The organism is Microlunatus kandeliicorticis, from assembly GCF_014137855.1.
Taxonomy (GTDB): Bacteria; Actinomycetota; Actinomycetes; order Propionibacteriales; family Propionibacteriaceae; genus Microlunatus; species Microlunatus kandeliicorticis.
Map to the genome: position 1 here is coordinate 445,412 of NZ_JACGWT010000004.1, position 23,369 is coordinate 468,780.

The 23,369-nt window shown below is 74.3% G+C and carries 24 protein-coding genes; 5 read left to right on the plus strand and 19 right to left on the minus strand.

The genetic code is table 11. The features are described 5' to 3' along the window. Positions 1–13: 13 nt before the first annotated feature. From tatA to FHX74_RS14285, 4 genes are all read right to left on the minus strand, one after another. Positions 14–496 (minus strand): twin-arginine translocase TatA/TatE family subunit, encoded by a 483-nt coding sequence (tatA, locus tag FHX74_RS21315; RefSeq protein ID WP_220483937.1) that lies wholly within the window; start codon positions 494–496, stop codon positions 14–16. Beyond that, entirely contained in the window at positions 484–714 is a 231-nt protein-coding gene (locus tag FHX74_RS14275) for a hypothetical protein (protein ID WP_182560825.1), read from the minus strand. Before FHX74_RS14275 ends, tatA begins: the two co-directional genes overlap by 13 nt. A 108-nt stretch (positions 715–822) precedes the next feature. Further along, the gene (locus FHX74_RS14280; protein WP_182560826.1) at positions 823–1,860 is read right to left on the minus strand and encodes a helix-turn-helix transcriptional regulator; all 1,038 of its coding nucleotides are present in this window, start codon (positions 1,858–1,860) and stop codon (positions 823–825) included. Continuing rightward, on the minus strand, positions 1,857–2,936 hold the full coding sequence (locus FHX74_RS14285; RefSeq protein ID WP_182560827.1) for a helix-turn-helix transcriptional regulator: 1,080 nt from the start codon (positions 2,934–2,936) through the stop codon (positions 1,857–1,859). Before FHX74_RS14285 ends, FHX74_RS14280 begins: the two co-directional genes overlap by 4 nt. A 73-nt stretch (positions 2,937–3,009) precedes the next feature. Between FHX74_RS14285 and FHX74_RS14290 the strand changes: the two genes are divergently transcribed. From FHX74_RS14290 to FHX74_RS14305, 4 genes are all read left to right on the plus strand, one after another. Continuing rightward, on the plus strand, positions 3,010–3,591 hold the full coding sequence (locus FHX74_RS14290; protein WP_182560828.1) for a class I SAM-dependent methyltransferase: 582 nt from the start codon (positions 3,010–3,012) through the stop codon (positions 3,589–3,591). Next, on the plus strand, positions 3,584–4,549 hold the full coding sequence (gene gluQRS, locus FHX74_RS14295; protein WP_182560829.1) for a tRNA glutamyl-Q(34) synthetase GluQRS: 966 nt from the start codon (positions 3,584–3,586) through the stop codon (positions 4,547–4,549). Before FHX74_RS14290 ends, gluQRS begins: the two co-directional genes overlap by 8 nt. Positions 4,550–4,652: 103 nt before the next feature. Then, positions 4,653–5,789: a DUF3866 family protein gene (locus tag FHX74_RS14300; RefSeq protein WP_182560830.1), complete on the plus strand. Its 1,137-nt coding sequence runs from the start codon at positions 4,653–4,655 to the stop codon at positions 5,787–5,789. 5 nt (positions 5,790–5,794) lie between these two features. Then, complete coding sequence (locus tag FHX74_RS14305) at positions 5,795–6,442, plus strand: sulfotransferase family protein (protein WP_328823840.1); 648 nt, start codon at positions 5,795–5,797, stop codon at positions 6,440–6,442. Between the two features lie 79 nt (positions 6,443–6,521). Here FHX74_RS14305 and FHX74_RS14310 read toward each other — a convergent pair whose 3' ends face one another. The 9 genes from FHX74_RS14310 to FHX74_RS14350 all read right to left on the minus strand — a co-directional run bounded on the left by FHX74_RS14310 (position 6,522) and on the right by FHX74_RS14350 (position 14,894). Next, positions 6,522–7,586: an FKBP-type peptidyl-prolyl cis-trans isomerase gene (locus tag FHX74_RS14310; RefSeq protein WP_182560832.1), complete on the minus strand. Its 1,065-nt coding sequence runs from the start codon at positions 7,584–7,586 to the stop codon at positions 6,522–6,524. A 111-nt stretch (positions 7,587–7,697) separates the two neighbouring features. Then, positions 7,698–9,068: a Pup--protein ligase gene (pafA, locus tag FHX74_RS14315; RefSeq protein WP_182560833.1), complete on the minus strand. Its 1,371-nt coding sequence runs from the start codon at positions 9,066–9,068 to the stop codon at positions 7,698–7,700. Between the two features lie 7 nt (positions 9,069–9,075). Next, positions 9,076–9,786, minus strand: a complete 711-nt coding sequence (locus FHX74_RS14320) for a pseudouridine synthase (protein ID WP_220484023.1) — start codon at positions 9,784–9,786, stop codon at positions 9,076–9,078. A 101-nt stretch (positions 9,787–9,887) separates the two neighbouring features. Continuing rightward, positions 9,888–10,619: an SMC-Scp complex subunit ScpB gene (gene scpB, locus FHX74_RS14325; protein ID WP_182560835.1), complete on the minus strand. Its 732-nt coding sequence runs from the start codon at positions 10,617–10,619 to the stop codon at positions 9,888–9,890. Continuing rightward, a complete protein-coding gene (locus tag FHX74_RS14330; protein ID WP_407941482.1) occupies positions 10,606–11,583 on the minus strand; it encodes a segregation and condensation protein A in 978 nt (325 codons plus the stop codon). The genes scpB and FHX74_RS14330 overlap by 14 nt, the downstream gene beginning before the upstream one ends. Before the next feature lie 50 nt (positions 11,584–11,633). Beyond that, a complete protein-coding gene (locus FHX74_RS14335; protein WP_182560837.1) occupies positions 11,634–12,023 on the minus strand; it encodes a hypothetical protein in 390 nt (129 codons plus the stop codon). Next, a complete protein-coding gene (locus FHX74_RS14340; protein ID WP_407941485.1) occupies positions 12,008–12,955 on the minus strand; it encodes a ParA family protein in 948 nt (315 codons plus the stop codon). The genes FHX74_RS14335 and FHX74_RS14340 overlap by 16 nt, the downstream gene beginning before the upstream one ends. 532 nt (positions 12,956–13,487) lie before the next feature. Continuing rightward, positions 13,488–14,498 carry a site-specific tyrosine recombinase XerD gene (locus FHX74_RS14345; protein ID WP_235970787.1) on the minus strand — a complete coding sequence of 337 codons (1,011 nt, stop codon included), beginning with the start codon at positions 14,496–14,498 and terminating at the stop codon, positions 13,488–13,490. A gap of 87 nt (positions 14,499–14,585) precedes the next feature. Further along, complete coding sequence (locus FHX74_RS14350; protein WP_182560838.1) at positions 14,586–14,894, minus strand: putative quinol monooxygenase; 309 nt, start codon at positions 14,892–14,894, stop codon at positions 14,586–14,588. Positions 14,895–14,950: 56 nt separating this feature from the next. Between FHX74_RS14350 and FHX74_RS14355 the strand changes: the two genes are divergently transcribed. Beyond that, on the plus strand, positions 14,951–15,700 hold the full coding sequence (locus FHX74_RS14355) for an alpha/beta hydrolase (RefSeq protein ID WP_220483938.1): 750 nt from the start codon (positions 14,951–14,953) through the stop codon (positions 15,698–15,700). Between the two features lie 57 nt (positions 15,701–15,757). Here FHX74_RS14355 and FHX74_RS14360 read toward each other — a convergent pair whose 3' ends face one another. From FHX74_RS14360 to FHX74_RS14385, 6 genes are all read right to left on the minus strand, one after another. Next, positions 15,758–17,134 (minus strand): PHB depolymerase family esterase, encoded by a 1,377-nt coding sequence (locus tag FHX74_RS14360; protein WP_220483939.1) that lies wholly within the window; start codon positions 17,132–17,134, stop codon positions 15,758–15,760. A 189-nt stretch (positions 17,135–17,323) separates the two neighbouring features. Further along, positions 17,324–18,010, minus strand: coding sequence for an NUDIX hydrolase (locus FHX74_RS14365; RefSeq protein ID WP_328823832.1), 687 nt, complete (start codon positions 18,008–18,010; stop codon positions 17,324–17,326). Next, entirely contained in the window at positions 18,007–19,668 is a 1,662-nt protein-coding gene (locus tag FHX74_RS14370) for a CTP synthase (RefSeq protein WP_182560839.1), read from the minus strand. Before FHX74_RS14370 ends, FHX74_RS14365 begins: the two co-directional genes overlap by 4 nt. Before the next feature lie 98 nt (positions 19,669–19,766). Then, positions 19,767–20,822: a glycosyltransferase family 4 protein gene (locus tag FHX74_RS14375; protein ID WP_182560840.1), complete on the minus strand. Its 1,056-nt coding sequence runs from the start codon at positions 20,820–20,822 to the stop codon at positions 19,767–19,769. Next, positions 20,822–22,501, minus strand: a complete 1,680-nt coding sequence (gene murJ, locus FHX74_RS14380; RefSeq protein WP_182560841.1) for a murein biosynthesis integral membrane protein MurJ — start codon at positions 22,499–22,501, stop codon at positions 20,822–20,824. The genes FHX74_RS14375 and murJ overlap by 1 nt, the downstream gene beginning before the upstream one ends. Before the next feature lie 13 nt (positions 22,502–22,514). Continuing rightward, positions 22,515–23,363, minus strand: coding sequence for a hypothetical protein (locus FHX74_RS14385; protein WP_182560842.1), 849 nt, complete (start codon positions 23,361–23,363; stop codon positions 22,515–22,517). Positions 23,364–23,369 lie beyond the last annotated feature (6 nt).

The following is a 23,369-nucleotide window of genomic DNA, read 5'->3' on the forward strand; positions in this document are numbered from 1 at the left end:
GAACGGCGTCGGGTCAGGAGTCGCGCTTGTCGGTCGACTGGACCGGGTTCACGAACTCGCCCTGCTGGTTCTGCTGCGGCTGCTGGTACTGACCCTGGAACTGCTGCTGCGGGGCCTGCTGGAACTGGCCCTGCTGCTGCGGCTGCTGGTAGTCGCCCTGCGGCGCCTGGCCGTTGACCTGCTGCGGCTGCTGGAACTGGCCCTGCTGCGGGTACTGCCCCTGCTGCTGACCCTGGAACTGCTGGGGCTGCTGCTGGTTCGGGTCGTACTGCTGCTGCTGCGGGTAGCCGTTCTGCTGCGGCTGACCGGTGCTGATCGCCGTGCCGTTGGCGGTCTCGTCGGTGCTCTTGCCGCCGCGGAGGTCCTTGGTCTCCTCCTTGAACTCCCGCAGCGCACGTCCGGTGCTCTTGCCCAGGCCGGCGAGACGGGACCCGCCGAACAACACCAGCACGATGATCAGAACGATCAACAGATGCTGCCAACTCAGCGCGCCCATGAATCCTCATCTCCTCCGACGGTTCCGCTCCGAACGTCTCGAGTGTACGCGGGGATCCTGACCTGTCCGGCCAGCTCGCCGAGCTGTTCCGCGCGTCTACCGAGCACCTTGAGCTCGGAGAGGACGTCGGCTCCCTTGTGCACCAACCACACGGCGTAGCCGACCAGCATCACCAGCCCGAGGAACGCGATGACGGCCATCACGATCGCCCAGATCACACCCTCACCCTAACCTTCGGAACCGACGCCGTGGCAGTTCGTCCGTCGCGAGCCCGCTCAGGGTGCCCCCAGGTGCGGACGGCTGCGTCGGTCGACGGCGGGCTGGGCTCACCGGTCGACGGTGTCCAGTCCGGCGAGCGCGGCGTACTGGTCGAGCGCCTCCCGGGCCGCCTCGGCGGCCGAGTCGCCCGCCCCGGACGGTGCCAGCAACCGCGCCCCGCCCCCGAGCCGGAGCAGCAGGTCACGGAGCCAGGCGGGGTCGCTCACCCGGAGGCTGACCTTTAGCGCACCGGTCTCCCCCGCGGGTCCCTCGGCCGGGGTGACCGACTCCATCGGGTAGTACTCCGCCACCCAGGCGGCGCTCGGGTCGAGCGCGAGGGTGACCAGATCGGCGTCGCGGAGCGCGGTGAACCAGCCCGCGGACAGGTCCGGCAGCTCGACGTCGTGCTCGGCGACCGGGATGTCGAGCAGCTCAGCGGCGGCGATCCGGTCGAGTCGGAAGCTCCGCAGCCCGCCGGCCAGGTAGCACCAGGCGTCGAGGTAGCCGTAGCCGTCGGCGACGAACACCCGCAGCGGGTCGACGTCGCGGCGGGTGGTCTCGGCGCGCGAGGCCACGTCGTAGACGAGGTGCAGCCGGCGGTGCTCGCGGAGTGCCTGGTTGACCGTGGCCTGGACGTCCTCGGCCGCGGCGGCGACGTTGACGTCGGCCTGGTCGGCCGCCCGCGCCCGGTCGCCGGCCACCGCCTCGAGCTTGGCCAGCGCCCGGTCGACGGCCTGCCGCTCGCCCTTGCCGGTGACCTCGCGGACCGTCCGCAGCGCCAGCACCAGGGCCAGCGCCTCGTCCGCGGTCAGCCGGAGCGGCCGGGTCAGGTAGTCGGCGTTCGTCAGGTGGATGACGCCCTCGCCGTCGACCGCGTCCATGTCGATCTCGATCAGGTCACCCGGCGAGAGACCCGGCAGCCCGCACATCCACAACACGTTGAGGTCCTCGCGGAGCCGCTGCGGGGTCACCCCGAACGACTCGGCCGCCTCGGTCAGCGTGACCCCGTCGTGCTCGCGCAGATAGGGCACCAGGGTGAGCAGCCGGCGCACCTGGTCCTGCGCGGTGCTCCCGCCACCGGCCGGCTCGGCGCGGGCCGGGCTCATCGGGTCGCCCCGGCGGGGACGCTCATCGGGTCGGGCGCCGCGTCCGTCCCGCCGGCTCGGCCGGTCACCCCGGCCGTGGCCGCGGCACCGGCGTCCGGACCGGCACTGTGGGTGGCCGCGACCGCCCGCAGTCGTGCGACCACCGCGTCGCGGAGCTCGGCGGGCGCGACCACGACGACGTCGGCGGCGTACCGGGCGACGTCCTCGGCCAGCGTGTGCAGGTCGGCGTAGCCGACCGAGACCAGGTCGAAGCCCTCGGGGACCGGGAAGTGCGGACCGTCGGCGCTCGAGGGCGTCGCCGGCTCGCCACCGCGGCGCAGCGTCGGGACCTTGCCGGCCCGGAGCGCGAGCAGTGCCCGCGCCGTCGGCTCGTCCGGACGGAGCGCGCGGGCCAGCGCGCGGAGGTCGAGGTCGTCGGGGACGGCGAACGCGCCCGGCTTCGAGACGGCCCGGGGCACGTCGCGCATCCGGGACAGCCGGAACATCCGGGTGGCGTCACGGTCGGTGTCGTGACCGACGACGTACCAGTGCCCGTGGAACGAGGTGATCCCCCACGGCTCGAGGGTGCGGGTCTCGCCGCTGCGATAGGTGAAGCTGACCCGCTCCCGGTCGAGCACGGCCCGCCAGAGCGGCTCGAAGGCGGGCTCGTTGGCGGCCAGCGACGGTTCGAGCCCGGCCAGCTGGCCGGTGTCCGGCTCGACCCCCGCGGCGCGGAGCTTGGCCAGCGCCGACCGGGTCGAGGAGGCCAGGCTCACGTGCTGCCAGGCGCGGGCCGCCACGCCGACCACGGCCGCCTCCTCGGCGTCGAGCTCGATCGGCGGCAGCTCGAAGGCCGACCGCTCGATCCGGTAGCCCTGCTCGTCGTCGAAGTAGGCGTCCCAGGTGCCGACCTGGACGTCGATGCCGAGCCGGCGCAGCTCGTCCTTGTCGCGCTCGAAGGTCCGCTCGAAGGCGGCGTCGCTGAGGCCGTGGTAGCCCTCGACGATCTCGCGGATCCGGCTCTTCGGGAGGTACTGACGCGTGACCAGCAGACAGATCGTCAGGTTGAGGATCCGCTCGGTCTTCCGGGGCGCCATGAATGCTCCGAGGGGTGGTTTCGCCGGTGTGTTCGTATCGTCCGGCATCCTACGAGGTCTGCAGAATAAGCGGGTGCTCGACTACGACCGGGAGGCCACGCGGTACGACGCCACCCGGGGTGGCGAGCCCCGCGCCGACGCTGCCGCAGCGGCGTACGCGGCCCTGCTCGCCGACGCCCCCGCCGGACCGGTACTCGACCTGGGCTGCGGCACCGGGCTGGTCACCCGGGCGCTGGCCCGCGCCACCGGCAGGACCGTGCTCGGCCTGGACGCCTCGGCCGGGATGCTCGGGCTCGCCGCCGCGCGGCTGCCGGGCCGGGTGCTCCGCGGCGACGGCGCGCGGCTCCCGGCGCGTGACGGGTCGCTGGCCGCGGTGACGGCGGTCTGGCTGCTGCACCTGCTGCCGGCTCCGACGGTGGCCGCGGTCGTCGCGGAGGCCGCCCGGGTGCTGGCGCCGGGCGGGCTGCTGGTCACCACGGTCGACAAGAACGGCCGCGGCGACGGCACCGACGCCGAGCCGGTGCTCACGGGACTGGCCGCCGAGTCCGGTCTGCGTCCGCACACCGGGACCCGCTTCGTCGGCGTCGGCCAGGCGGCGCTCCCCGGACGCCGGCCGGCCGACCCGGTCTATCGGGTGCAGGCGTTCCGTGCCTGACGACAGGGCGGATCCGGACGAGAGGGCTGACCCGGACGACACTGCGGGCCGAGCCTCCGGCGCGGGCCGCTACGCCCCGTCACCGAGCAGCGACCTGCACCTGGGCAACCTGCGGACCGCGCTGCTGGCCTGGCTGTTCGCCCGCACCACCGGGCGAGCGTTGCTGCTCCGGATCGACGACCTCGACGCCGGCCGGAGCCGCCCGGAGGCCGAGCGGCGCCAGCGCGCCGACCTCGCCGCGCTCGGGCTGACCTTCGACCCGCCGCTGCTGCACCAGTCCCGTCGGGCCGACCGGTACGCGGCCGCGCTCGACCGGCTGGTGCGCGCCGGCCACACCTTCCCGTGCTTCTGCACCCGGCGGGAGATCGCCGAGGCCGCCTCGGCGCCGCACGGCAGCCCCGGCCTCTACCCGGGCACCTGCCGCGACCTGACCCCGGCCGAGCGGGCCGAGCGCCGGGCCGCCCTGCCACCCGGGCGGGAGCCGGCGCTCCGGCTGCGCGCCGACCGGGTCACGGCCACGGTCACCGACCTGCTCCGCGGCGAGCTGACCGGCGTCGTCGACGACCTGGTGCTCCGGCGCAACGACGGCGGCCACGCCTACCACCTGGCCACCGTGGTCGACGACGTCGAGACCGGCGTCGACCAGGTGGTCCGCGGCGACGACCTGCTCGACTCCGCGTTCGGGCAGGCCCACCTCACCCGGTTGCTCGGCGCGACCGCGCCGACCTACGCCCACGTGCCGCTGGCGGTGAACGCGGACGGCCGCCGGCTGGCCAAGCGCGACGGCGCGGTGACCGTGGCCGACCTCGCGGAGCAGGGCGTGACGGCCGACCGCGTGCTGAGCCGGCTCGCCGGCTCGCTCGGGCTGGCCGCCGAGGACGAACCGGTCGACCTCGCGGTGCTGTCGGACCGGTTCGACCCGGCCCGGTTGCCGCGCACGCCGTGGGTGGTGCGGTGATGCCGATCGACGTCCGGGTCGGCGAGGATGGCCGGGTGTCCCCCACCGCCACGTCGCGTACGCGGCCGCCGCAGAGCCCGCGCGACGGGGATCGGACGCAGCGGTGATCGTCTGGGCCGACGGCGTGGTCCGCGCGCTCGGCCCGGCGTGGGCCGGGGCGCAGGAGCTGACCGCCGAGCGTGACGACGGCAGCAGCTGTCGGGCGCTCGCCTACACCGCTCTGGTCCCGGCGCCGGCGGTCGGCGACCGGGTGCTGCTCAACGTCGCCGCCCTCGAGCGCGGGCTGGGCACCGGCGGGTACGCGCTGGTCGTCGCGGTGCTGGACGCCGAGGGACGGCCGACCGGCCAGCCGGAGCCACCGGCCGGCCACCTGGTCAAGGCGCGCTACCTGCCGCAGCAGGTGATGCTGACCGGCGCCGATGAGCAGGGCTCGCGCTGGCACGAGGCGCTGGCTGAGGCCGACGACCTCGCCGGGCTGCCCGTGGTGCTGGCCGACCTGCACTCGGCGCTCCCGGCGGTGCTGGCCGCGATCCGGCACGACCGGCCCGGGCTGCGGGTGGTGTACCTGATGAGCGACCACGGCGCGCTGCCGCTGGCCTTCAGCCGAACCGTCGCCAGGCTGGTCGAGGCCGGCTGGCTGGCCGGCACGGTGACCGCCGGGCAGGCGTTCGGCGGCCACCTCGAAGCGGTGACCGTCCACTCCGGACTGCTCGCCGCCCGGATCGCGCTCGGCGCCGACCTGGTGGTGCTCAGCCAGGGTCCGGGCAACCTCGGCACCGGCACCCGGTGGGGCTTCTCCGGGGTCGCGGTCGGCGAGGCGGTCAACGCGGTCGGGACCCTGGGCGGCCGTCCGGTCGGCGCGCTTCGGATCTCCGGCGCCGACGCCCGCCCGCGGCACCGCGGCGTCTCCCACCACAGCCTGACCGCCTACGGGCGGGTGGCCCTGCTCGCCGCCGACCTGGCCGTCCCGGAGCTCCCGGGTCCGCTGGCGGAGCTGACCGACGGCGTCGAGACGCTGGCCGACCGGCACCGGCTGCACCGGGTCGACCTCGACGGGCTCGACGCCGCGCTCCGCGCCACCCCGGTGCGGCTGTCGACCATGGGCCGCGGGCTGGACGAGGACCCGGCCTACTTCCTCGGGTCCGCGGCGGCCGGGCGGCTCGCCGTCCGGCTGCTCGACCAGCCGGGGTCACCGCAGGCTCCCGCGGCCGGACGGCCCACGATGGACCCACGACGCTGAGGCTGATCGGGGCCGGGCTGCCCCGGACCGGGACGATGTCGCTCAAGGCCGCGCTCGAACGGCTGCTCGGCGGGCGGTGCTACCACATGGTCGAGTTCTTCGCCCACCCCGAGCACGCGCCGACCTGGGCCGCCGCGTTCCGGGGCGAGCTGCCCGACTGGGAGTCGCTCCTGACCGGGTACGTCGCCGGTGTGGACACGCCGATCTGCGAGTTCTGGCGCCCGCTGGCCGAGGCCTATCCGGACGCGCCGGTGCTGCTGTCGCACCGCGCCGACGAGGACGTCTGGTTCGCCAGCCTGGAGAAGACGGTGCTGGCCCAGGCGCGGGCGGCCCGGGAGCAGGGGATGCCCGGCTGGGCGGCGGCCCTGCCCGCCGACCAGCGGGACGCCGCGGTCGAGGTCTTCGGTCGGCTCGGCGGCACCGTGTTCGGGTCGCTGGACGACCCCGCCGTGATCAAGGACGCCTACCGGCGGCGGCTCGAGGAGGTGCGGGCCGCGGTCCCCGCCGACCGGTTGGTCGAGTGGCAGCCCGGCGACGGCTGGGAACCGCTCTGCGCCGCGCTCGGCGTCGCGGTGCCCGCGGAACCGTTCCCGCACGAGAACACCACCGCTGACTTCGTCGCCCGGGTCGAGCGCGGCCGGTCCCCGGGCTGAGCCACCGGGGCTCTGCCACCGGGGGTGACCCGCTGGACCGGACCCGCTCGGCCGGACCGGTCGGGCCGGACCGGTCGGGCTACTGGGCCTGCGGCGCCTGGGTGAACAGGATGTCGACGACGAAGACCAGCGTCTCGTTCTTGGCGATCTCCGGGCTGGCGTTGCCGTTGGGGTAGCCCTCGCTCGGCGGGACCACCAGCAGCACTCGGCTGCCGACGGTCTGGCCGGGCAGACCCTTCTGCCAGCCCTGGATCTGGCTGGTCAGCGCCGCGTCCTGGGGCGCCTGGCCGTAGTTGGACTCGATCACCTTGCCGTTGCTCCAGGTCAGCCAGGTGTAGCGGACGGTGACGGTGTCCCCGGCCTTGACCTTGGTCCCGGTGCCCTTGATCAGCGGCTGGACCACCAGACCGGACGGCGGGTTCGTCTTGGGGATGGTGACGGTCGGGGTGCCGGTGCCCCCGGTCACCGTCGGCAGGTCGCTGCGGGTCGGGGTGATCGTCTGGCCGGCCGGCGCGTTGAGGGTGGTCTCGGTGATGTCGACCACGAACAGCAGCGTGTCGCCGACGTTGATGCCCGCCTGGGCGTTGCCGCCGGAGGAGTCGTAGCCGTCGGCGCCGGTCATCGCGATCAGCACCCGGCTGCCCTGCTTCTGCCCGACCAGACCCTTCTTGAAGCCCTGAATGACCTGGGCCAGCGGGAAGGTGATCGGGGTGCCGCCGCGGGCGAACGAGCTGTCGAAGGTCTTGCCGGTGCGGCCGTCGATGCCGACGTAGTTGACCGACACGTTCGCGGTGTCGGTGACGGTGGCCCCGCTGCCCTGGCTGAGCACCTTGGTCTGGGTCTTGTCGATGGCGAACGGGTGCTTGAACGTGACCTTGGGCGTCTTGCCGTAGGCGCCGGTGACCTCGACCTTGTCGAGGTTGGTCGAGGGCTTGATCGTCGGGGTCGGGCTCGCGCTCGGCGTGGCGCTGGCCGACGGCGACGCGCTGCTCGGCGCGGCGGTGCTGCTCGGGGAGGCCGACGAGGACGTGCTGGCCTGGTCCTTGCCACAGGCGCCGAGCAGACCGAGCGCCCCGATCACGGCCGTGGTGACGGCCAGCCGGGTGACGGCGCGGGTGCGGGGAGCGGAGGCGGAGAACAGCACCGGGGAAGGGTACCCACAAAGTCTGGGCGCTCCCCGGACCGCGACGCCGGGCGCACGGAGGCGACCGGGCGGGCGCGACCCGCGTGGCCCGGTCACGACCGGGCCGGGCGCTCAGCCCTTCTGCATCCCGGCGATCAGCCGCTCGACCCGCTCGTCGACCGCGGTGAACGGGTCCTTGCAGAGCACGGTCCGCTGCGCCTGGTCGTTGAGCTTGAGGTGCACCCAGTCGACCGTGTAGTCGTTGCGGCCCTCCTGCGCGTGCCGGATGAAGTCGCCGCGCAGCTTGGCCCGGGTGGTCTGCGGCGGGACGTTCTTGGCCCGGAAGATCGCCGGGTCGTTGGTCACCCGGGCCACCGCCCCACGACGCTCGAGGAGGCTGAAGATGCCCCGGCTGCGCCGGATGTCGTGGTAGGCGAGGTCGAGCTGGCTGATCCGCGGGTCGGCCAGGCTCAGCGAGTGCTTGGCGGCGTAGGAGTCGAGCAGCTTGAGCTTGATCGCCCAGTCGATCTCGGTGTCGATCAGGCTGAGCTTGTCCTCGCTGACCGCCCGGATGGCCCGTTCCCACAGGTCGAGCACCCGCACCACCGTGGCCGTCTCGAGCCCGCGCTCGGCGACGAACGCCGACACCTTCTCCAGGTAGGCGGTCTGCAGCTCGAGCGCCGAGATCCGGCGGCCGTTGGCCAGCGCCACCTGGACGCGGCCGGTGCGGTCGCGGCTGATGTCGCGGATGGCCCGGATCGGGTTCTCCAGCGTGAAGTCGCGCATCCCCACGCCGGCCTCGATCAGCCGCAGGACGAGATCGGTCGAGCCGACCTTGAGCAGCGTGGTGGTCTCGCTCATGTTCGAGTCGCCGACGATCACGTGCAGCCGGCGGTAGCGCTCGGGATCGGCGTGCGGCTCGTCGCGGGTGTTGATGATCGGCCGGCTGCGGGTGGTGGCCGAGCTGACCGACTCCCAGATGTGCTCGGCGCGCTGGCTGACGCTGAACTCCGCTCCGCGGGCGCTGGTGAGCACCTTGCCCGCGCCGCAGATCAGCTGCCGGCTGACCAGGAACGGGACCAGCACGTCGGTGATCTTGGTGAAGTCGCCGACCCGGCTGATCAGGTAGTTCTCGTGGCAGCCGTAGGAGTTGCCGTGGCTGTCGGTGTTGTTCTTGAACAGGTAGATGTCGCCCTGGATGCCCTCGGCGGCCAGTCGCTGCTCGGCGTCGATGATCAGGTCCTCGAGGATCCGCTCGCCGGCCCGGTCGTGGCTGATCAGCTGCACCAGGCTGTCGCACTCGGCGGTGGCGTACTCGGGGTGGCTGCCCACGTCGAGATAGATCCGCGAGCCGTTGCGGAGGAAGACGTTGCTCGACCGCCCCCAGGTGACCACCCGGCGGAACAGGTAGCGGGCCACCTCGTCGGGGGTGAGCCGTCGGCTGCCCCCGGAGGTGCAGGCGACGCCGTATTCGGTTTCGAGTCCGAAGATCCTGCGGTCCACGCGCGCCTCAGTCGTTCAGCAGATCGAGAAGGGCCCCGAGCTCGGAGCGGGTCAGGTCGCGGAGCTCACCCGAGCGGAGCGCCCCGAGCTTCACCGGCCCGATCGCCGTCCGCGAGAGCCGGCGCACCGGGTGCCCGACCGCTTCCATCATCCGTCGCACGATCCGGTTCCTCCCTTCGTGCAGGGTGATGTCGACCATGCTACGCACCGCCGTGGTGGAGACGAGCCGGACCGAGTCGGGCGTCACCGGACCGTCATCGAGCCGGATGCCCCGGCGCAGGTCGCGGATCGTCTTGTGCTGGACGACGCCGGCGACCTCGGCCAGATAGGTCTTGGGGACCTCGAAGCTGGGGTGGGCGAGCTTGTGGGCGAAGTCGCCGTCGTTGGTGAGGATCAGCAGGCCCTCGGTGTCGGTGTCGAGCCGGCCGACGTGGAACAGCCGCTCCTTGCGGCCGACCAGGTACTCGGTCAGCGTCGGACGGCCCTCGGGGTCGTCCATGGTCGAGACCACCCCGCGCGGCTTGTTGAACACCACGTACGCGTGCCGGCGCGGCGGCGGGATCCGTTCGCCGTCGACCCGGATCACGTCGGTGTCGGGGTCGACCCGCAGCCCCTGCTCGGTCACCGTCCGGCCGTTGACCTCGACCCGGCCCTCGTCGATCAGGATCTCGCTGGCCCGCCGGGAGGCGATCCCGGCGGCGGCCAGCACCTTCTGCAGCCGCTGCCCGGTCTCGGCGCTGTCCGAGCCGGGGACGGCACCGGCGAGCGGGACCTCCGGAGCGAGCCCGTCGGGGCGGCGGTCGCGGCCGGCCGGGCGGCTCACCGCACGCTCCCGGACACGTCGGACGGCACCCCGGCCGGGGCCTCGTCGGGCCCGTCCCCGGTCCCGGGCGAGGGCTCGGGTGCCGGTGCGCTCTCGTCCCGGACCAGGGTGAGCTGGCTGAGCTCGGCCTCGAGCTCGGTGACGTCGGGCAGGTTCGGCGCCAGCGGTGGCAGCTCGTCCAGCGAGCTCAGCCCCATCCGTTCGCAGAACTCGGGGGTGGTGCCGAAGAGGGTGGCCCCGGAGTGCTCGTCGACACCGACCTCGGTGATCAGCTCCCGGGTCAGCAGGGTGCGGATCACGCCGTCGACGTTGACCCCGCGGACACCGGAGACCCGCGCGCGGGAGACCGGTTGCAGGTAGGCGATCACCGCGAGCGTCTCGAGCGCGGCCTGCGAGAGCTTGGCCGTCTGCCCCTCGAGGACGTAGCGGCTGACCAGGTCGGCGTGCTCCTCGCGGGTGTAGAACCGCCAGCCGCCGGCCAGGGCGCGGAGCTCGAACCCGCGTCCGGTCTCGGTGTAGAACTCGACCAGCGCGTCGAGCTCCTCGCGGACGACGTCGATCGGCACCTCGAGCAGCTGGGCCAGGGTGGTCTCGGTCAGCGGCTCGTCGGCGACCAGCAGCAGGGCCTCGAGCGACGGCCCGAGGTGGCTCCGGTCGAGCTCGCGCGGCGGCTCGGCGTCGACCAGCGTCTCCTGCTGCTCGACCCCGGGTTCGTCAGGCGCGGTCATCGCGGCTCTCCTCGTTCGTGTTCTCGTCGGTGCTGGTGTCGGGACCCGGTTCGCGGGCGTCCGGCCCAGTCTGCGCGGTCGCGTCCCCGGTCTCGTCGCCGGTCTCGTCGCCGGTCTCGTCGCCGGCGGCCCGGTCGAACTCGTCGGAGATGTCGAGCTCGCCGTCGTCGCTGCCGGTCCAGCGGACGGTGAGCTCGCCGAGCGGGGTGAGCTGGTCGAAGGCGACCGCGCCCTCGCGGAACAGCTCGAGCAGCGCGAGGAACCGGCAGACCGTGGTCACCCGGTCCGGTGAGTCACCGGTGAGGGCCCGGAACGTCAGGGTCCCCTGGCGTCGGAGCCGGTCGACCACCACCGCGGCCTGTTCGCGGACGCTGACCGCGGGGGCGTGCAGGTGGGCCAGCGAGACGACCTCGGCCGGCTTCGGAGTCAGCGCGCGGCCGGCCAGCTCGGCCAACCGCTCGGGCGTGGTGGTGAACACCAGCTCGGGCAGCAGGGCGGCGAACCGCGGTTCGAGCGACACCCGCCGCGGGTAGCGGCCGGCCTGCGCGGACAGCGTCTGCTCCAGATAGGCCGCCACCTGCTTGAACGCCCGGTACTGCAGCAGCCGGGCGAAGAGCAGGTCGCGAGCCTCGAGCAGGGCCAGGTCCTCGGCGTCCTCGACGTCGCCGGACGGCAGCAGCCGGGCCGCCTTGAGGTCGAGCAGGGTGGCCGCGACCACCAGGAACTGGCTGGTCTGCTCGAGCTCCCAGGCCTGGCCCATCGCCTTCAGGTGAGCGATGAACTCGTCGGTGACCCGGCTCAGCGACACCTCGGTGATGTCGAGCTTGTGCCGGCTGATCAGCTGGAGCAACAGGTCGAACGGACCCTCGAAGTTGTCCAGCCGGACGGTGAAGTCCGAGCCGCCGCTCCCCCCGCCGCCGGCATTGTCGGCGGACGGTGGGGTGAGGTCGTCCGCGGGTGTCACCGTGAGCTCCGTCGCGCTCCCTGTCGTGGTCTCTTTCGTGGTCACTGCCGTCATCGGCTGCCGAGCTTGCGGACCAGCTCGGAGTCGCCGCCGTGCGCGGCGAAGTCGGCGATCACGGCCGAGATCGCCTCGCGGACGATCCGGCCCCGGTCGACCGCCAGGCCGTGCTCGGCCCGCAGCCGGAGCCGCGCCTCCTCGAGGGCCAGCAGCTCCTCGACGCTGACGTAGACGGTGATCTTCTCGTCGTGGCGGACCCGCCCGGTGCTCCGCGGCGACCGCCGGGACCGCGGACCGGCCACGGCGTCGGGGTCCGGCCCGGTGGCGGGGACCGCCGGAGCGGTGGCCGTCTCCGGGGCGTCGTCGACGACGGTGAGGGCGACCTCGGGCTGGGTCGGGCGGAACAGCTCCGAGGCGCCCGGCAGGCTCACCCGACGCGACACCGCGACAGCACCTCCCGGGCCAGCGTGCGGTAGGCGGTCGCCCCCGGCGAGGTGGACGCGTAGGTGGTGATCGGCTCACCGGCCACCGTGGTCTCGGGGAACTTGACCGTCCGCCGGATCACCGTGTGGAAGACGTCGTCACCGAAGGCCTGCACGACCCGTTCGAGCACCTCGCGGCTGTGCAGCGTCCGCGAGTCGAACATCGTCCCCAGGATGCCGAGGACCTGCAGGTCCGGGTTGAGCCGCTCCTGCACCTTGCTGATCGTGTCGGTGAGCAGGGCGATGCCGCGGAGCGCGAAGAACTCGCACTCCAGCGGCATGATCACCTTGTCGGCCGCGGTCAGCGCGTTGATCGTCAGCAGGCCCAGCGACGGCGCACAGTCGATGAGGATCACGTCGTAGCGGTCGCGGACCTTCTCGAGCACGCGCAGCAACGTCTGCTCGCGGGCCACCTCGGAGACCAGCTGGACCTCGGCCGCCGACAGGTCGATGTTGCTGGGGAGGATCTCCAGGCCCTCGACGTTGGTCTCGGCGATCACCTCGTCGATGCCGACGTCCCGGCTGAGCAGCAGGTTGTAGATGCTCTTGTCCAGCGTGTGCGGGTTGACCCCGAGCCCGACCGACAGCGAACCCTGCGGGTCGAAGTCGACCAGCAGCACCCGGCGGCCGAGCTCGGTCAGCGCAGCCCCGAGGTTGATCGTGGTGGTGGTCTTGCCGACCCCGCCCTTCTGATTGCACATCGCGACGATCATGGCCCGGCGCGGCACGGCGACCGGCGGGACCTCACCGAGGTCGGGCCAGGGCCGTCCGGTCGGGCCGAGCTCGGGGCCCTGCTCGGCCACTGGGCCGGCGGCAGCCGGCGTCGGCGCCGGGAACAGTTCCTCGGGCGCGTCATCGGGTCGGGGTGCCGGCACCTCGCGGGCCTCCGGCACGAACGGCTCGCTCTCGACGGGAACCCGCTGATCAACGGCCTCCTGTGCGGCGTTCTCTCGATCATGCTCAGGGTGATCACGCTCAGGGTGATCGTGGTCGGGGTGATCAAGATCAGAGTGATCACGCTCAGGGTGATCATGGTCGTGATGATCATGGTCGCTCGGCTCGGCCTCGTCCGCCTGCTCACCCAGCTCGCCGGGCACGGTGAAGTCCGGGGCTGCCGCCGTCGACCCGGCCCCGACGGCGTCCGCACGCCAGTCGTCCGCCGGACGCCCGTCCCCGCGCTGGTCTTCGCCCGGCCAGCCGTCCTGCTGCCAGTCCTGCTGGGGCCAGTCGTACGCGTGCTGGGTCGATTCCACCCTGGGCCTCCTGTCGCCTGCCGGGGCGCCGCGGGTGCCCCCACGACGTCTGTCCCTCGACGCTAGACCCGCACCTCGGCGGTCCCCGGGACCTCGACCGGCGCGTCGAAATGTCGACTTATCCCCGGCTCAGGACCCTTGGGTCCCATCCGTCACAGTGGTCCCGGCAGCCTCACCGGGCACGCGGGTGCGCCGTCAGGTAGACCTCCCGGAGGTGGTCGACGGTGACCAGCGTGTAGATCTGCGTGGTGGTCACCGAGGCGTGCCCGAGCAGCTCCTGGACCACTCGGACGTCGGCGCCGCCGTCGAGCAGGTGGGTGGCGAACGAGTGCCGCAGGGTGTGCGGCGAGATCGCCACCCCGAGCCCGGCCTGGTCGGCCCGGGCCTGGAGCACCGACCAGGCACTCTGCCGTGAGAGCCGGCCGCCGCGGGCGTTGAGCAGCAGCGCCGGCGAGCCGCTCCCCCGGGCCGCCAGCCCTGGGCGGGCCCGCACCAGGTAGTCGGTGACCGCGCGCTTGGCGTAGCGGCCGAGCGGGACGATCCGCTCCTTGCTGCCCTTGCCGAGCACCCGGAGCCCGTCCACCGCGTCCGGGTGGGTGAGCAGCCCGGACAGCTCGTCGACGTCGAGCGCGACGATCTCGGAGATCCGGCCGCCGGTGCCGTAGAGCAGCTCGAGCAGCGCGCGGTCGCGGAGCGCCAGCGGGTCGTCCTGGCCGGGCGCGTCGAGCAGCCGCTGGACCTGGTCGACCCCGAGCGCCTTGGGCAGCCGCCGGGCCGCGCGGGGCGGCCGGACCGCGGCCGCCACGTTCTCCTCCACCACCCCCTCCTCGGCGGCGAACCGGTGCAGGTTGCGGACGGCGACCAGCGCCCGGGCGGTGCTCGCCTCGGCCAGCGGCGGGTGCCGCCACCGCGGGGCCGCTGCCACCGCGTCCGCGTCGGAGGGCTCGTTCGCGTCCGAGGGCTCGTCCACGTCGGGCGCGCCGTCCGCGGGCACCCCCTCACGCAGGCTGACGGCGTAGGCGTTGACCAGGGCGGTGTCGATCGCGCGCGGGTCCTCGACGCCGCGCCGGCCGACGAAGTCGCGATAGCGCTCGAGGTCGCGCCGGTAGGCCGCCACCGTGTGGGTGGACAGCCCGCGCTCCACCACCAGATGGTCCAGGTAGTCCCCGACCAGCCGCGTCAGTGTGGTTCGACGCTCGGGGCTCACCCGGTCACGGTAGGAGCGCGGGGACCGGACCGCCCGGTCCCACACCGAGGGCCGGGCGCCGGATCAGCCGGGAAGTCCCTTGCCCGTCGGTGAACCGAGCAGCTCCAGCCGGACGTCGCTCACCCAGTCCCGGACCGCCGCGAGGAACCGCGACGTGTGCGGCGTCGCCTCGTGGGCGGCGTGGGCCTCGCGGTCGGCGTACACCTCGTAGAAGATCCGGGCCAGCGGCGCGTCCTGCGGGGTGTGGGTGGCGTAGACCAGCGTCCCGGGCTCCCGTTCGGTGATCAGCGGCAGCGTCTCGGCGAGCAGGGCGTCGAAGGCGTCGGCCGCCTCGGCGTCACGGAGGTCGAACCGGACCACGAGTGCGAACATCCCGGCAGTCTCGCACCCGTCACCGGACGCCCCGAGTCGGTGGGCAGGATGGGCCCGTGACGAGCGACACCTCTGACCCCCGACCCGACGGCACGAGCACCGCAGGCGGTGCGGGCGAGCGGCCGGTGATGCTGGTGCTCCCCGGCGGCGGCTACGTGATGCACGCCGACCACGAGGCCGAGCCGGTGGCCGACTGGCTCCGCGGGCTCGGCTGGGAGGCGGAGGTGCTCCGCTACCGGATCAGCCCCGACCGCTACCCCGCCGGCCTAACCGACGCCGCCGAGGCGGTGCTCCGGCTGCGCGCCGACGGTGCCACCACGGTCGGCGTGCTCGGCTTCTCCGCCGGCGGCCACCTGGCCGCGAGCCTCAGCCACGCCGTGGCCCACGGGTTCGCGCGCGCGGCGGTGCCCGACCTGGCCGTGCTCTGCTATCCGGTGATCGCGCTGGGCGAGCTGGCCGACGGCGGGTCGGCCGACGCGCTGCTCGGAGAGCTGCCCGCGGCGACCCGCGACCGGGCGCTGGCGATCCAGCAGGTGCACGAGCTGGTCGGTCCCGACACCCCGCCGACCTTCCTGTGGCACACCGCGGACGACGAGGCCGTCCCCGTCCAGCACGCGCTGGGCTACGCGACCGCGCTGGCCGCCGCCGACGTCGAGTTCGCGCTGCACGTGTTCGCCCACGGCCGGCACGGGCTGGGGCTGGTCCGCGGGATCGAGGGCGCGGTCCCGGGGGTCGAGCGCTGGACCGACCTGTGCGCCGACTGGCTGGCGGCCCGGCTGGGCCGGACCGCCAGCGCCGGTCACTGAGCGGACGACCTCAGGAGCCGCCCCTGGGGAAGCCGGCCAGCACCGGCTCCCCCGTGCTCAGCGGCGGTGCGAGGCCATCCACTGCCAGATGTGCTGGCCCGAGGCGGTCGCCGGGTCGTTGCGGGCCACATAGATCCACGACCAGTGGCCGTTGAAGGTGTAGCCGTTGCGGACCACGTGGTCGTAGAGCGTGATCAGCGAGGTGTCCGGGAGCAGTGCGTGCGCCCGGATGCTGGTGGTCTGCGGGTTGACCGTCGGGTCGTCGAGCGAGTGCACGAACCAGCTCGGGGTCGAGGCCAGCACCCTGATCTGCGCGTCGGTCATCGCCGGGGCGGCGATGGCCGGGCAGATCGGCACCCCGCTGGCGAACAGCGTCGGGTAGCTGTACTCCATGTAGGCGGTCATGAACCCGCCCGAGCTGCAGCCGACGACGTGGATGCGGTCGGTGTCGATCGGGTAGCGGCGGACCAGCTCGGCGATCAGCGACCGGATCCGCGGCGCGTAGCCCGGCCCGTCGAGGAACCACGCGGTCGGCGACTGCGGCGCGACCACGTAGGCGCCGCCGAAGATCCGCTGGCCCTCCGGCGTGGCGAAGCCGAGGGCGCCGCGGTTGGCCCGCAGCTGCGGCTCGTTGGTGTAGTAGTCGCCGAGACCGCCCTCGCCGGCCCCGTGCAGCCAGACGATCAGCGGACGCCGTCGGCCGCGGCCCGGGCCCTGGTGACCGTGGCCCCGGCCGTGCTCGCGGTTCGGGTCGTAGAGCCGGTAGTTGAGCCCGCTGCGGCTGACCGCCCGGCCGAACGCGTCCACCTCGGGTGAGACCAGCCGGCCCTGGGTGAAGCCCGACAGGGTGACCTTGCGGCCGTTGCGGAGCCGGAACGGCGCGTTCTGGGTGATCGTGTAGGTCAGGTCGAGCTGGACGTTGCGGCCCTCGTTGAGCAGGTAGCCCAGGGTGCCGCCGCCGATCGCGCCTTCGGCGTAGGCGAGCGCGACGACGATCCGCCCGGACCGGTCGACGCGCACCGCGGTGACGGTGCGGTCGAGGTCGTACTCGCTGAAGATCTGGTCCCCGGCCGCCACCGGGACCGGGCTGACGGCCTTGGCGTGCACGGTGAAGGTGTCGGTGGTCAGGCTGGCCGGGTCGATCGGGCCGATCCGGCCCGGGTCGATGGTCACACCGACGACCTGCTCGCCGCCGTCGAGCACCTCGGCGTCGAGGGTGAAGCGGGGCCTGCCCCCGGGGCGCGGGTGCCGGTCGGCCGCGGACGGGGCCGCGGCGGCGGTCGGGGCGCCGACGGTGCCGGCGACCGCGGCGGCCAACGGGGCGGCGGCAGCCGCGGCGAGCAGCGACCGGCGGCCCAGCGGCGGCGTGGGCCGGTGCGTCGGGTCGCCCCCGGCGCTCGAGTGGTCGGGGTTGAGGGATGCGGGACCGGTCACGCGGGACTCCTTCGTCCTGGGGGTGCGGGCTGGTCACCCGTCCGATGGGTGGCGCCCGGCTGTGAGCCGTTGTCTACACCGCTGGAACCGAGGCGGGGAAGGGCTTCCCGGGTTTCGTCTCGAAACCGCTTGCTCGTGACAGCGACGAACGGCCCGCGCGCCGCATCGACGGACGGGGCTCGGGTCCGGTCAGCCCCGGCCGGTGGCGGCGAGCAGCTCCTCGCGCGAGGCCCAGTCGGCGTCGGCCGGCCGCAGGGTGTCGAAGCCTCCACGGTGCTGCGCGGTCCAGGCGGCCAGGGTGCCGCTGACCAGCGTCGGGTTGTGCAGCCGGCCGCCGAGCACGGCGCCGACCAGGTCGTCGAGCGGCGCCCAGACGGTGTCCATGTGGGCCTCCTCGCCCCGACGGACGAACCCGTCGGGCGCGTCGACCGGGGCGAGCCCGCGGGCCAGGTAGATCCGCAGCGTCTCGCCGAGGATCCCGGGGCTGGTGAACAGGTCGACCAGCACCCGCCAGTCGGTCGCGGCCACCCCGACCTCCTCGGCCAGCTCGCGCTGGGCCGCGGCCAGATAGGCCTCGTCGGCGACGTCGAGCAAGCCGGCGGGCGGCTCGATCAGCCGGTGCCGGACCGGGTGCCGGTACTGCCGGACGAGGGCGACGCGGTCCTCGTCGTCGAGGGCGATGACCGCCACCGCGCCGGGGTGGACTAGGTACTGGCGGCGCAGCGTCTCGTCGTCGGGGGCGGCGACCTCGTCCTCGACGTAGTCGGCGATCGCGCCGCGGCCGAGGTCGTGGTGACCGCGGACCGGCCAGGACTCGGGCGCGTCGTCGAGCGCGTCCACGCCCAGCACGACCTGCCCGGTGAACCCGGCGGTCACCGCTGCGCGACCGGGAGCCGGGTGTCGAGCTTGCGGGTCAGCGCCGCCTCGACCAGCCCCACGAACAGCGGGTGCGGCCGGGTCGGGCGCGACTTCAGCTCGGGGTGCGCCTGGGTGGCCACGAAGAACGGGTGCTGCTCGAGCGGCAGCTCGACGAACTCGACCAGCGTCGAGTCGGGCGAGACGCCGCTGATCACCAGTCCGGCCTCCTCGAGCTGGGCCCGGTAGGTGTTGTTGACCTCGTAGCGGTGCCGGTGCCGCTCGCTGACCTCGGAGGTGCCGTAGAGCTTGGCCACCAGCGACCCGCCGGCCAGCTCGGCGGTGTAGGCGCCGAGCCGCATCGAGCCGCCGAGGTCGCCGCCGCCGTCGACGATGGCGACCTGCTCGGCCATGGTGGCGATCACCGGGTGCGGGGTGTCCGGGTTGAACTCGGAGGAGTCGGCGCCCTCCAGCCCGGCCAGGTGCCGGGCCACCTCGATCACCATGCACTGCAGCCCGAGGCAGAGCCCGAGGATCGGCACCTCGTGGGTGCGGGCGTAGCGGATCGCGCCGACCTTGCCCTCGACGCCGCGGATCCCGAACCCGCCGGGGATGCAGATCCCGTCGACGTCGGCCAGCGACCGCGCCGCCCCTTCGGGGGTCTCGCAGTCGTCGGACGGGACCCAGCGGACGGTCACCTTGCACCGGTTGGCGAACCCGCCGGCCCGCAGCGCCTCGCCGACCGAGAGGTAGGCGTCGGGCAGGTCGATGTATTTGCCGACCAGCGCGATCGTCACCTCCTCGTCGGGGTTGTGGACGCGGTCGAGCAGCACGTTCCAGGTGGTCCAGTCGACGTCGCGGAACCGCAGGTCGAGCCGGCGGATGACGTAGGCGTCGAGGCCCTCGGAGTGCAGCATCTTCGGCAGGTCGTAGATGCTCGGCACGTCGGTGTTCTCGATCACCGCCTCGACGTCGACGTCGCACATCAGCGAGATCTTCCGCTTGACCGACTCGGGGATCTCACGGTCGCAGCGGCAGACCACCGCGTCGGGCTGGATGCCGACCTGGCGGAGCGCGGCCACCGAGTGCTGGGTCGGCTTGGTCTTGAGCTCGCCGCTCGGCCCGAGGTAGGGCACCAGCGAGACGTGCAGGAAGAAGACGTTCTCGCGGCCGACGTCGTGCCGGACCTGCCGGGCGGCCTCGAGGAACGGCAGGCTCTCGATGTCGCCGACGGTGCCGCCGATCTCGTGGATCACCACGTCGACGCCGGGACCGCCCATCCCGAGCATCAGGTCCTTGATCTCGTTGGTGATGTGCGGGATGACCTGGACGGTGTCGCCCAGGTAGTCGCCGCGCCGCTCCTTGGCGATCACCGAGCTGTAGACCTTGCCGGTGGTGACGTTGGCGTCGGCGGTCAGGTTGACGTCGAGGAAGCGCTCGTAGTGGCCGATGTCGAGATCGGTCTCGGCGCCGTCCTCGGTGACGAAGACCTCACCGTGCTGGAACGGGTTCATGGTGCCCGGATCCACGTTGAGGTAGGGATCGAGCTTCTGCATGGTGACCCGGAGACCCCGGGCGATCAGCAGGCTGCCCAGGCTCGAGGCGGTCAGCCCCTTGCCGAGCGAGGAGGCGACGCCCCCGGTGACGAACAGGTGCTTGGTCTGAGAAGGGCGGCCCACGGACCTCCAGCCTACGTGGCGAAACCGGGGCCGTCGACCAGCGGCGCGCCGGGCCGGTCCGGCCGGCACCGGAGCCGGCGTCAGGGTCAGCGCGGGGATCAGCGCCGGGTGACCTCGCGGTAGGCCAGCTCGAGGGCGAGCGCGACGGCGTCGCCGTCGGGCCAGGCGTCGGCCCGGGCCCGGCCGGCGGTCCGCAATCGGTCGGCCAGCGCCGGGTCCCCGAGCACCCGGGTCAGCGCGGCGGCGGCGGCCTCGGCGTCGCCGGGCGGCACCAGCAGCCCGGCGTCGCCGACCAGCTCCGGGACGCCGCCGACCGCGGTGCCGACGAACGGCAGCCCGTGCTGGAGCGCCTCCTGGGCGACCAGCGCCCGGGCCTCCCAGTGCGAGGTGAGCAGGAACGCGTCGGCGGCGTACCGCAGCGCGACCACGTCGTCCCGGGCCCCGAGCAGCCGGACCGGCAGCCCTTCGGCGGCGATCCGGGCCTCGAGCGCGGGCCGCTCCGGTCCCTCGCCGACCACCCAGAAGACCACCGCCGCTTCGCCGGGGCGGTCGCGGAACCGGGCGGCGACGTCGAGCAGCATCGGGTAGTTCTTCTGGGCGGCCAGCCGGCCGACGCTCAGCACCACCCGCGCCGAGCCGGCACCGAGCTCGGCCCGGGTGTGCTCGCGCTGCTCGTCGGGCGGGTAGGCCAGCCAGGCCAGGGTGGCCGGCGCGGACACCGGCCCGAGCCGTGCCCGCCGGGCGCCCAGCCCGGCGGCCAGGTCGACCAGGTCGGAGCTGGCGCCGAGCGTCAGGTCGGCGGCCCGGGCGGACAGCCGTTGCAGCGCCCGCCCGACCTGTCCGGCCCGGCCGGCCGCCAGCACCGCGTTGTGCCAGGTGCCGACCAGCGGCGGACCGAGCGTCCGGGTCAGCGGCGCGGCCAGGCTGATCGCCTTGTAGCCGTGGGCGTGGACGACGTCGGCGCCTCGGGCCAGCGGCAGCGCCGCGAGCGGCCGGACCGGGACGCCGACTCGGTCGAAGTGCTGTGCGGCGGCGGTCCGGCGCGGGCAGTAGATCGCCACCCGGTGACCCAGGTCGACCAGCCGCGGGGTGACGTCGGCGACGTGCCGGCCGATGCCGCCCTCGCTGGCGGTGAGCACCTGGGCGATCCGCATCAGCGCCGCCTCTCCGCCTGCGACGACGCGGGTGCGCCCGCGCCGGTCGGCTCGTCGGGACCGGCAGCATCCTCACCACCGCCGGCCCGGAGCCCGCGCAGCCCGAGCACCGCCCGGGCCGAGCGCCGGTCGACCAGCCACAGCAGACCGGCGAACACCACCAGGCACCCCACCCCGAGGGCCAGCGACCCGAACACCGCCCCGGCGACCCCGGCGTCGGCGAACGGCGCGGAGGCGAACCACCCGGCCACGCCGACCACGAGCGCGACCGGGGCCCCGGAGGCGAGCGGTCGGGCCAGTCCCGCGTCCCCACCGGCCAGCGTCGGCCGGGCCAGCGCCCAGCCGACCACCGCCCCGGTGAGCATGCCGAGCCCGATGCTGAGGCTGATCCCGGTGACCGCGAACGCCGGCGGGGCGGCGAACCGGACGACGACCGCGGCGACGATCACCGTTCCCCAGGCCACCACCGTGGTCAGCCCGGCCTGGCGGGAACGGTGCTGGGCGAACAGCGTCCGGGTGGCCAGCCCCATCAGCGAGAACCCGACCAGCGCGGGCGCGAACGCGGCGATCGGCCAGGCCAGCGCGGCCGTCTCCCCCGAGCCGGGACCGACCACCAGCAGCCGGGCCACCGGGACCGCGCAGCCGATCAGCAGGCCGGCGCCCAGGCAGGCCAGGGTGGCGACCGCGGGTCCGATCCGGCCGAGCACGGCGCCCACCGCGGCCGGTCCGCGCTCGGCCGCCGCGCTGAGCCGCGGGAACACCATCTGCAGCAGGGGGCTGACCAGCACCGCGAACGGCAGCAGGTAGACGGCGTTGGCCCAGGTCGCGCGGGTCCAGGCGCCCTCCAGGTCGCTGTGCCGGGCCACCAGCATCGCCACCAGCACGCTGGCCTGCTGGACGACGAGCCCGGCCACCGAAGCGCCCGCCATCCGCCGGATCACCGCGGGGTCGTCGGCGGCGAACCGCAGCGTCGGGCGCAGCCGCAACCCGGTCCGGCGGGCCAGCACCAGCGCCGGGACGAGGGTGGTGGCAGCCAGCACCGCGACACCGAGCGTGGTCCCCCAGCCGAGGACGGCCAGCGAGCCCGGCCCCAGCCGGGTCAGGTCGGTCCGGCCGGCGGGATCCGCCCCGGCGGCGTAGACCAGGTAGGTGGCGATCACCACCAGGCTCGAGGCCAGCGGCGCGGCCGCGGCGGCCCAGAAGCGGTGCTGGGCCTGCAGCAGCCCGGCGCTGACCACGGCGAGCCCGTAGCACCAGACCTGCGGGGCGAAGACGACGAGCAGGGCGGCGGCGGTGCCGGCACCCCCGACGCAGTCGGGCTGGGAGAAGGTGCGGCCGTAGAGCCCGGCGCCGAGGACGGCGAGCAGACCGACCGGGGTGAGCACCAGCAGCGTCCAGCAGAACAGCGCGCTGGCCGTCCGCGCGGCCTGGTCGCGCCGCCCGGCGGCCAGGTGCCGGGACACCACCGGCACGACCACCCCGGCCAGGATGCCGCCCGCGACGATCTCGAACAGCACGTTGGGCAGGTTGTTCGCGGTGTTGTAGGCGTCGCCCAGGCAGGTGTCGCCGACGGTCTTGGAGAACACCAGCCAGCGTCCGAACCCGACCACCCGGGCGGCCAGGGTCAGTCCGGCGACCCCGGCGGCGACCGCGGCGAACCGACCGGCCGCCGTGCTCATCCGGCGCGGCCGGTCACCCCGGCCTGCCCCAGCGGTCGACCGCCCGCAGCCACGGCGTCGACTCGATCACGGCGGTGAAGCTGACCCGCTCGCTGGCCAGGTTGAGCGCGGCGACGGCGGCGAGCAGCCCGACCCGGGCCGGGCGCGGCCAGCCGGCCGTCGCGGCGCCGACGCCGGCCCCGAGCGCGTTGGCCCCGCAGTCGCCGAGCATCGCGGTGCCGGCGAGGTCCTCCGGCAACACGCCGGCGGCCGCCGCGAGCACCGGAGCGCCACCCGCGGCGAGCGTCCCGGCCCCCAGCAGCAGACCGCCCTTGAGCGCGCGTCCCGGCCGCAGGTCGAGCAGGTTGACCAGGTTCGCCGACCCGGCGGTGAGCGCCGCGCCGAGCAGCACGTCGACCGGTCGGCGGTGCTCGATCAGCGCGGCGGCCAGCGCGCCGGCGCCGACCCCGGCGATCTTGACCGCCCCGCTGGTCAGCCGGCCCTGCCGGAGCGCGCTGAGGTGGCCGCGGAACCCCTTGGCCCGGTCGGTCCCGTACCGGTCGTCGTAGGCACCGACCGCGCCGCCGACGGTGGCCGCGACCGCCACCGCGGCGCTGCGCCGGACGGCGGTCCGGTCGCGGGCGAGCAGCCCGACCGCGGCCCGGGTGGTGGTCCCGGCGAGCAGTCCGGCGAGCAGCGACGGGCCCTCGAGCAGGGTCACCGGACGTCCGGCGTGGTTGGTCCGCGACCAGGGGTCCGGCTCCGGGCCGATCCGCTGCGCGACCGCGAGCGAGCACCACCGCGACACCGCGACGGCCGCCCCGGCCGCGGCCAGCTCGCGGACGAGCGGGTGCCGGCCCGGGCGCCTCCTCCACCGTCTCACCGACCC

Bases quoted from the DNA above. Each gene is read 5' to 3' on its own strand.
- scpB (WP_182560835.1), bottom strand. From the start codon at position 10,619: ATGACCGCGCCTGACGAACCCGGGGTCGAGCAGCAGGAGACGCTGGTC.
- FHX74_RS14350 (WP_182560838.1), bottom strand. From the start codon at position 14,894: ATGTTCGCACTCGTGGTCCGGTTCGACCTCCGTGACGCCGAGGCGGCC.
- tatA (WP_220483937.1), bottom strand. From the start codon at position 496: ATGGGCGCGCTGAGTTGGCAGCATCTGTTGATCGTTCTGATCATCGTG.
- murJ (WP_182560841.1), bottom strand. From the start codon at position 22,501: ATGAGCACGGCGGCCGGTCGGTTCGCCGCGGTCGCCGCCGGGGTCGCC.
- FHX74_RS14375 (WP_182560840.1), bottom strand. From the start codon at position 20,822: ATGCGGATCGCCCAGGTGCTCACCGCCAGCGAGGGCGGCATCGGCCGG.
- FHX74_RS14285 (WP_182560827.1), bottom strand. From the start codon at position 2,936: ATGGCGCCCCGGAAGACCGAGCGGATCCTCAACCTGACGATCTGTCTG.
- FHX74_RS14280 (WP_182560826.1), bottom strand. From the start codon at position 1,860: ATGAGCCCGGCCCGCGCCGAGCCGGCCGGTGGCGGGAGCACCGCGCAG.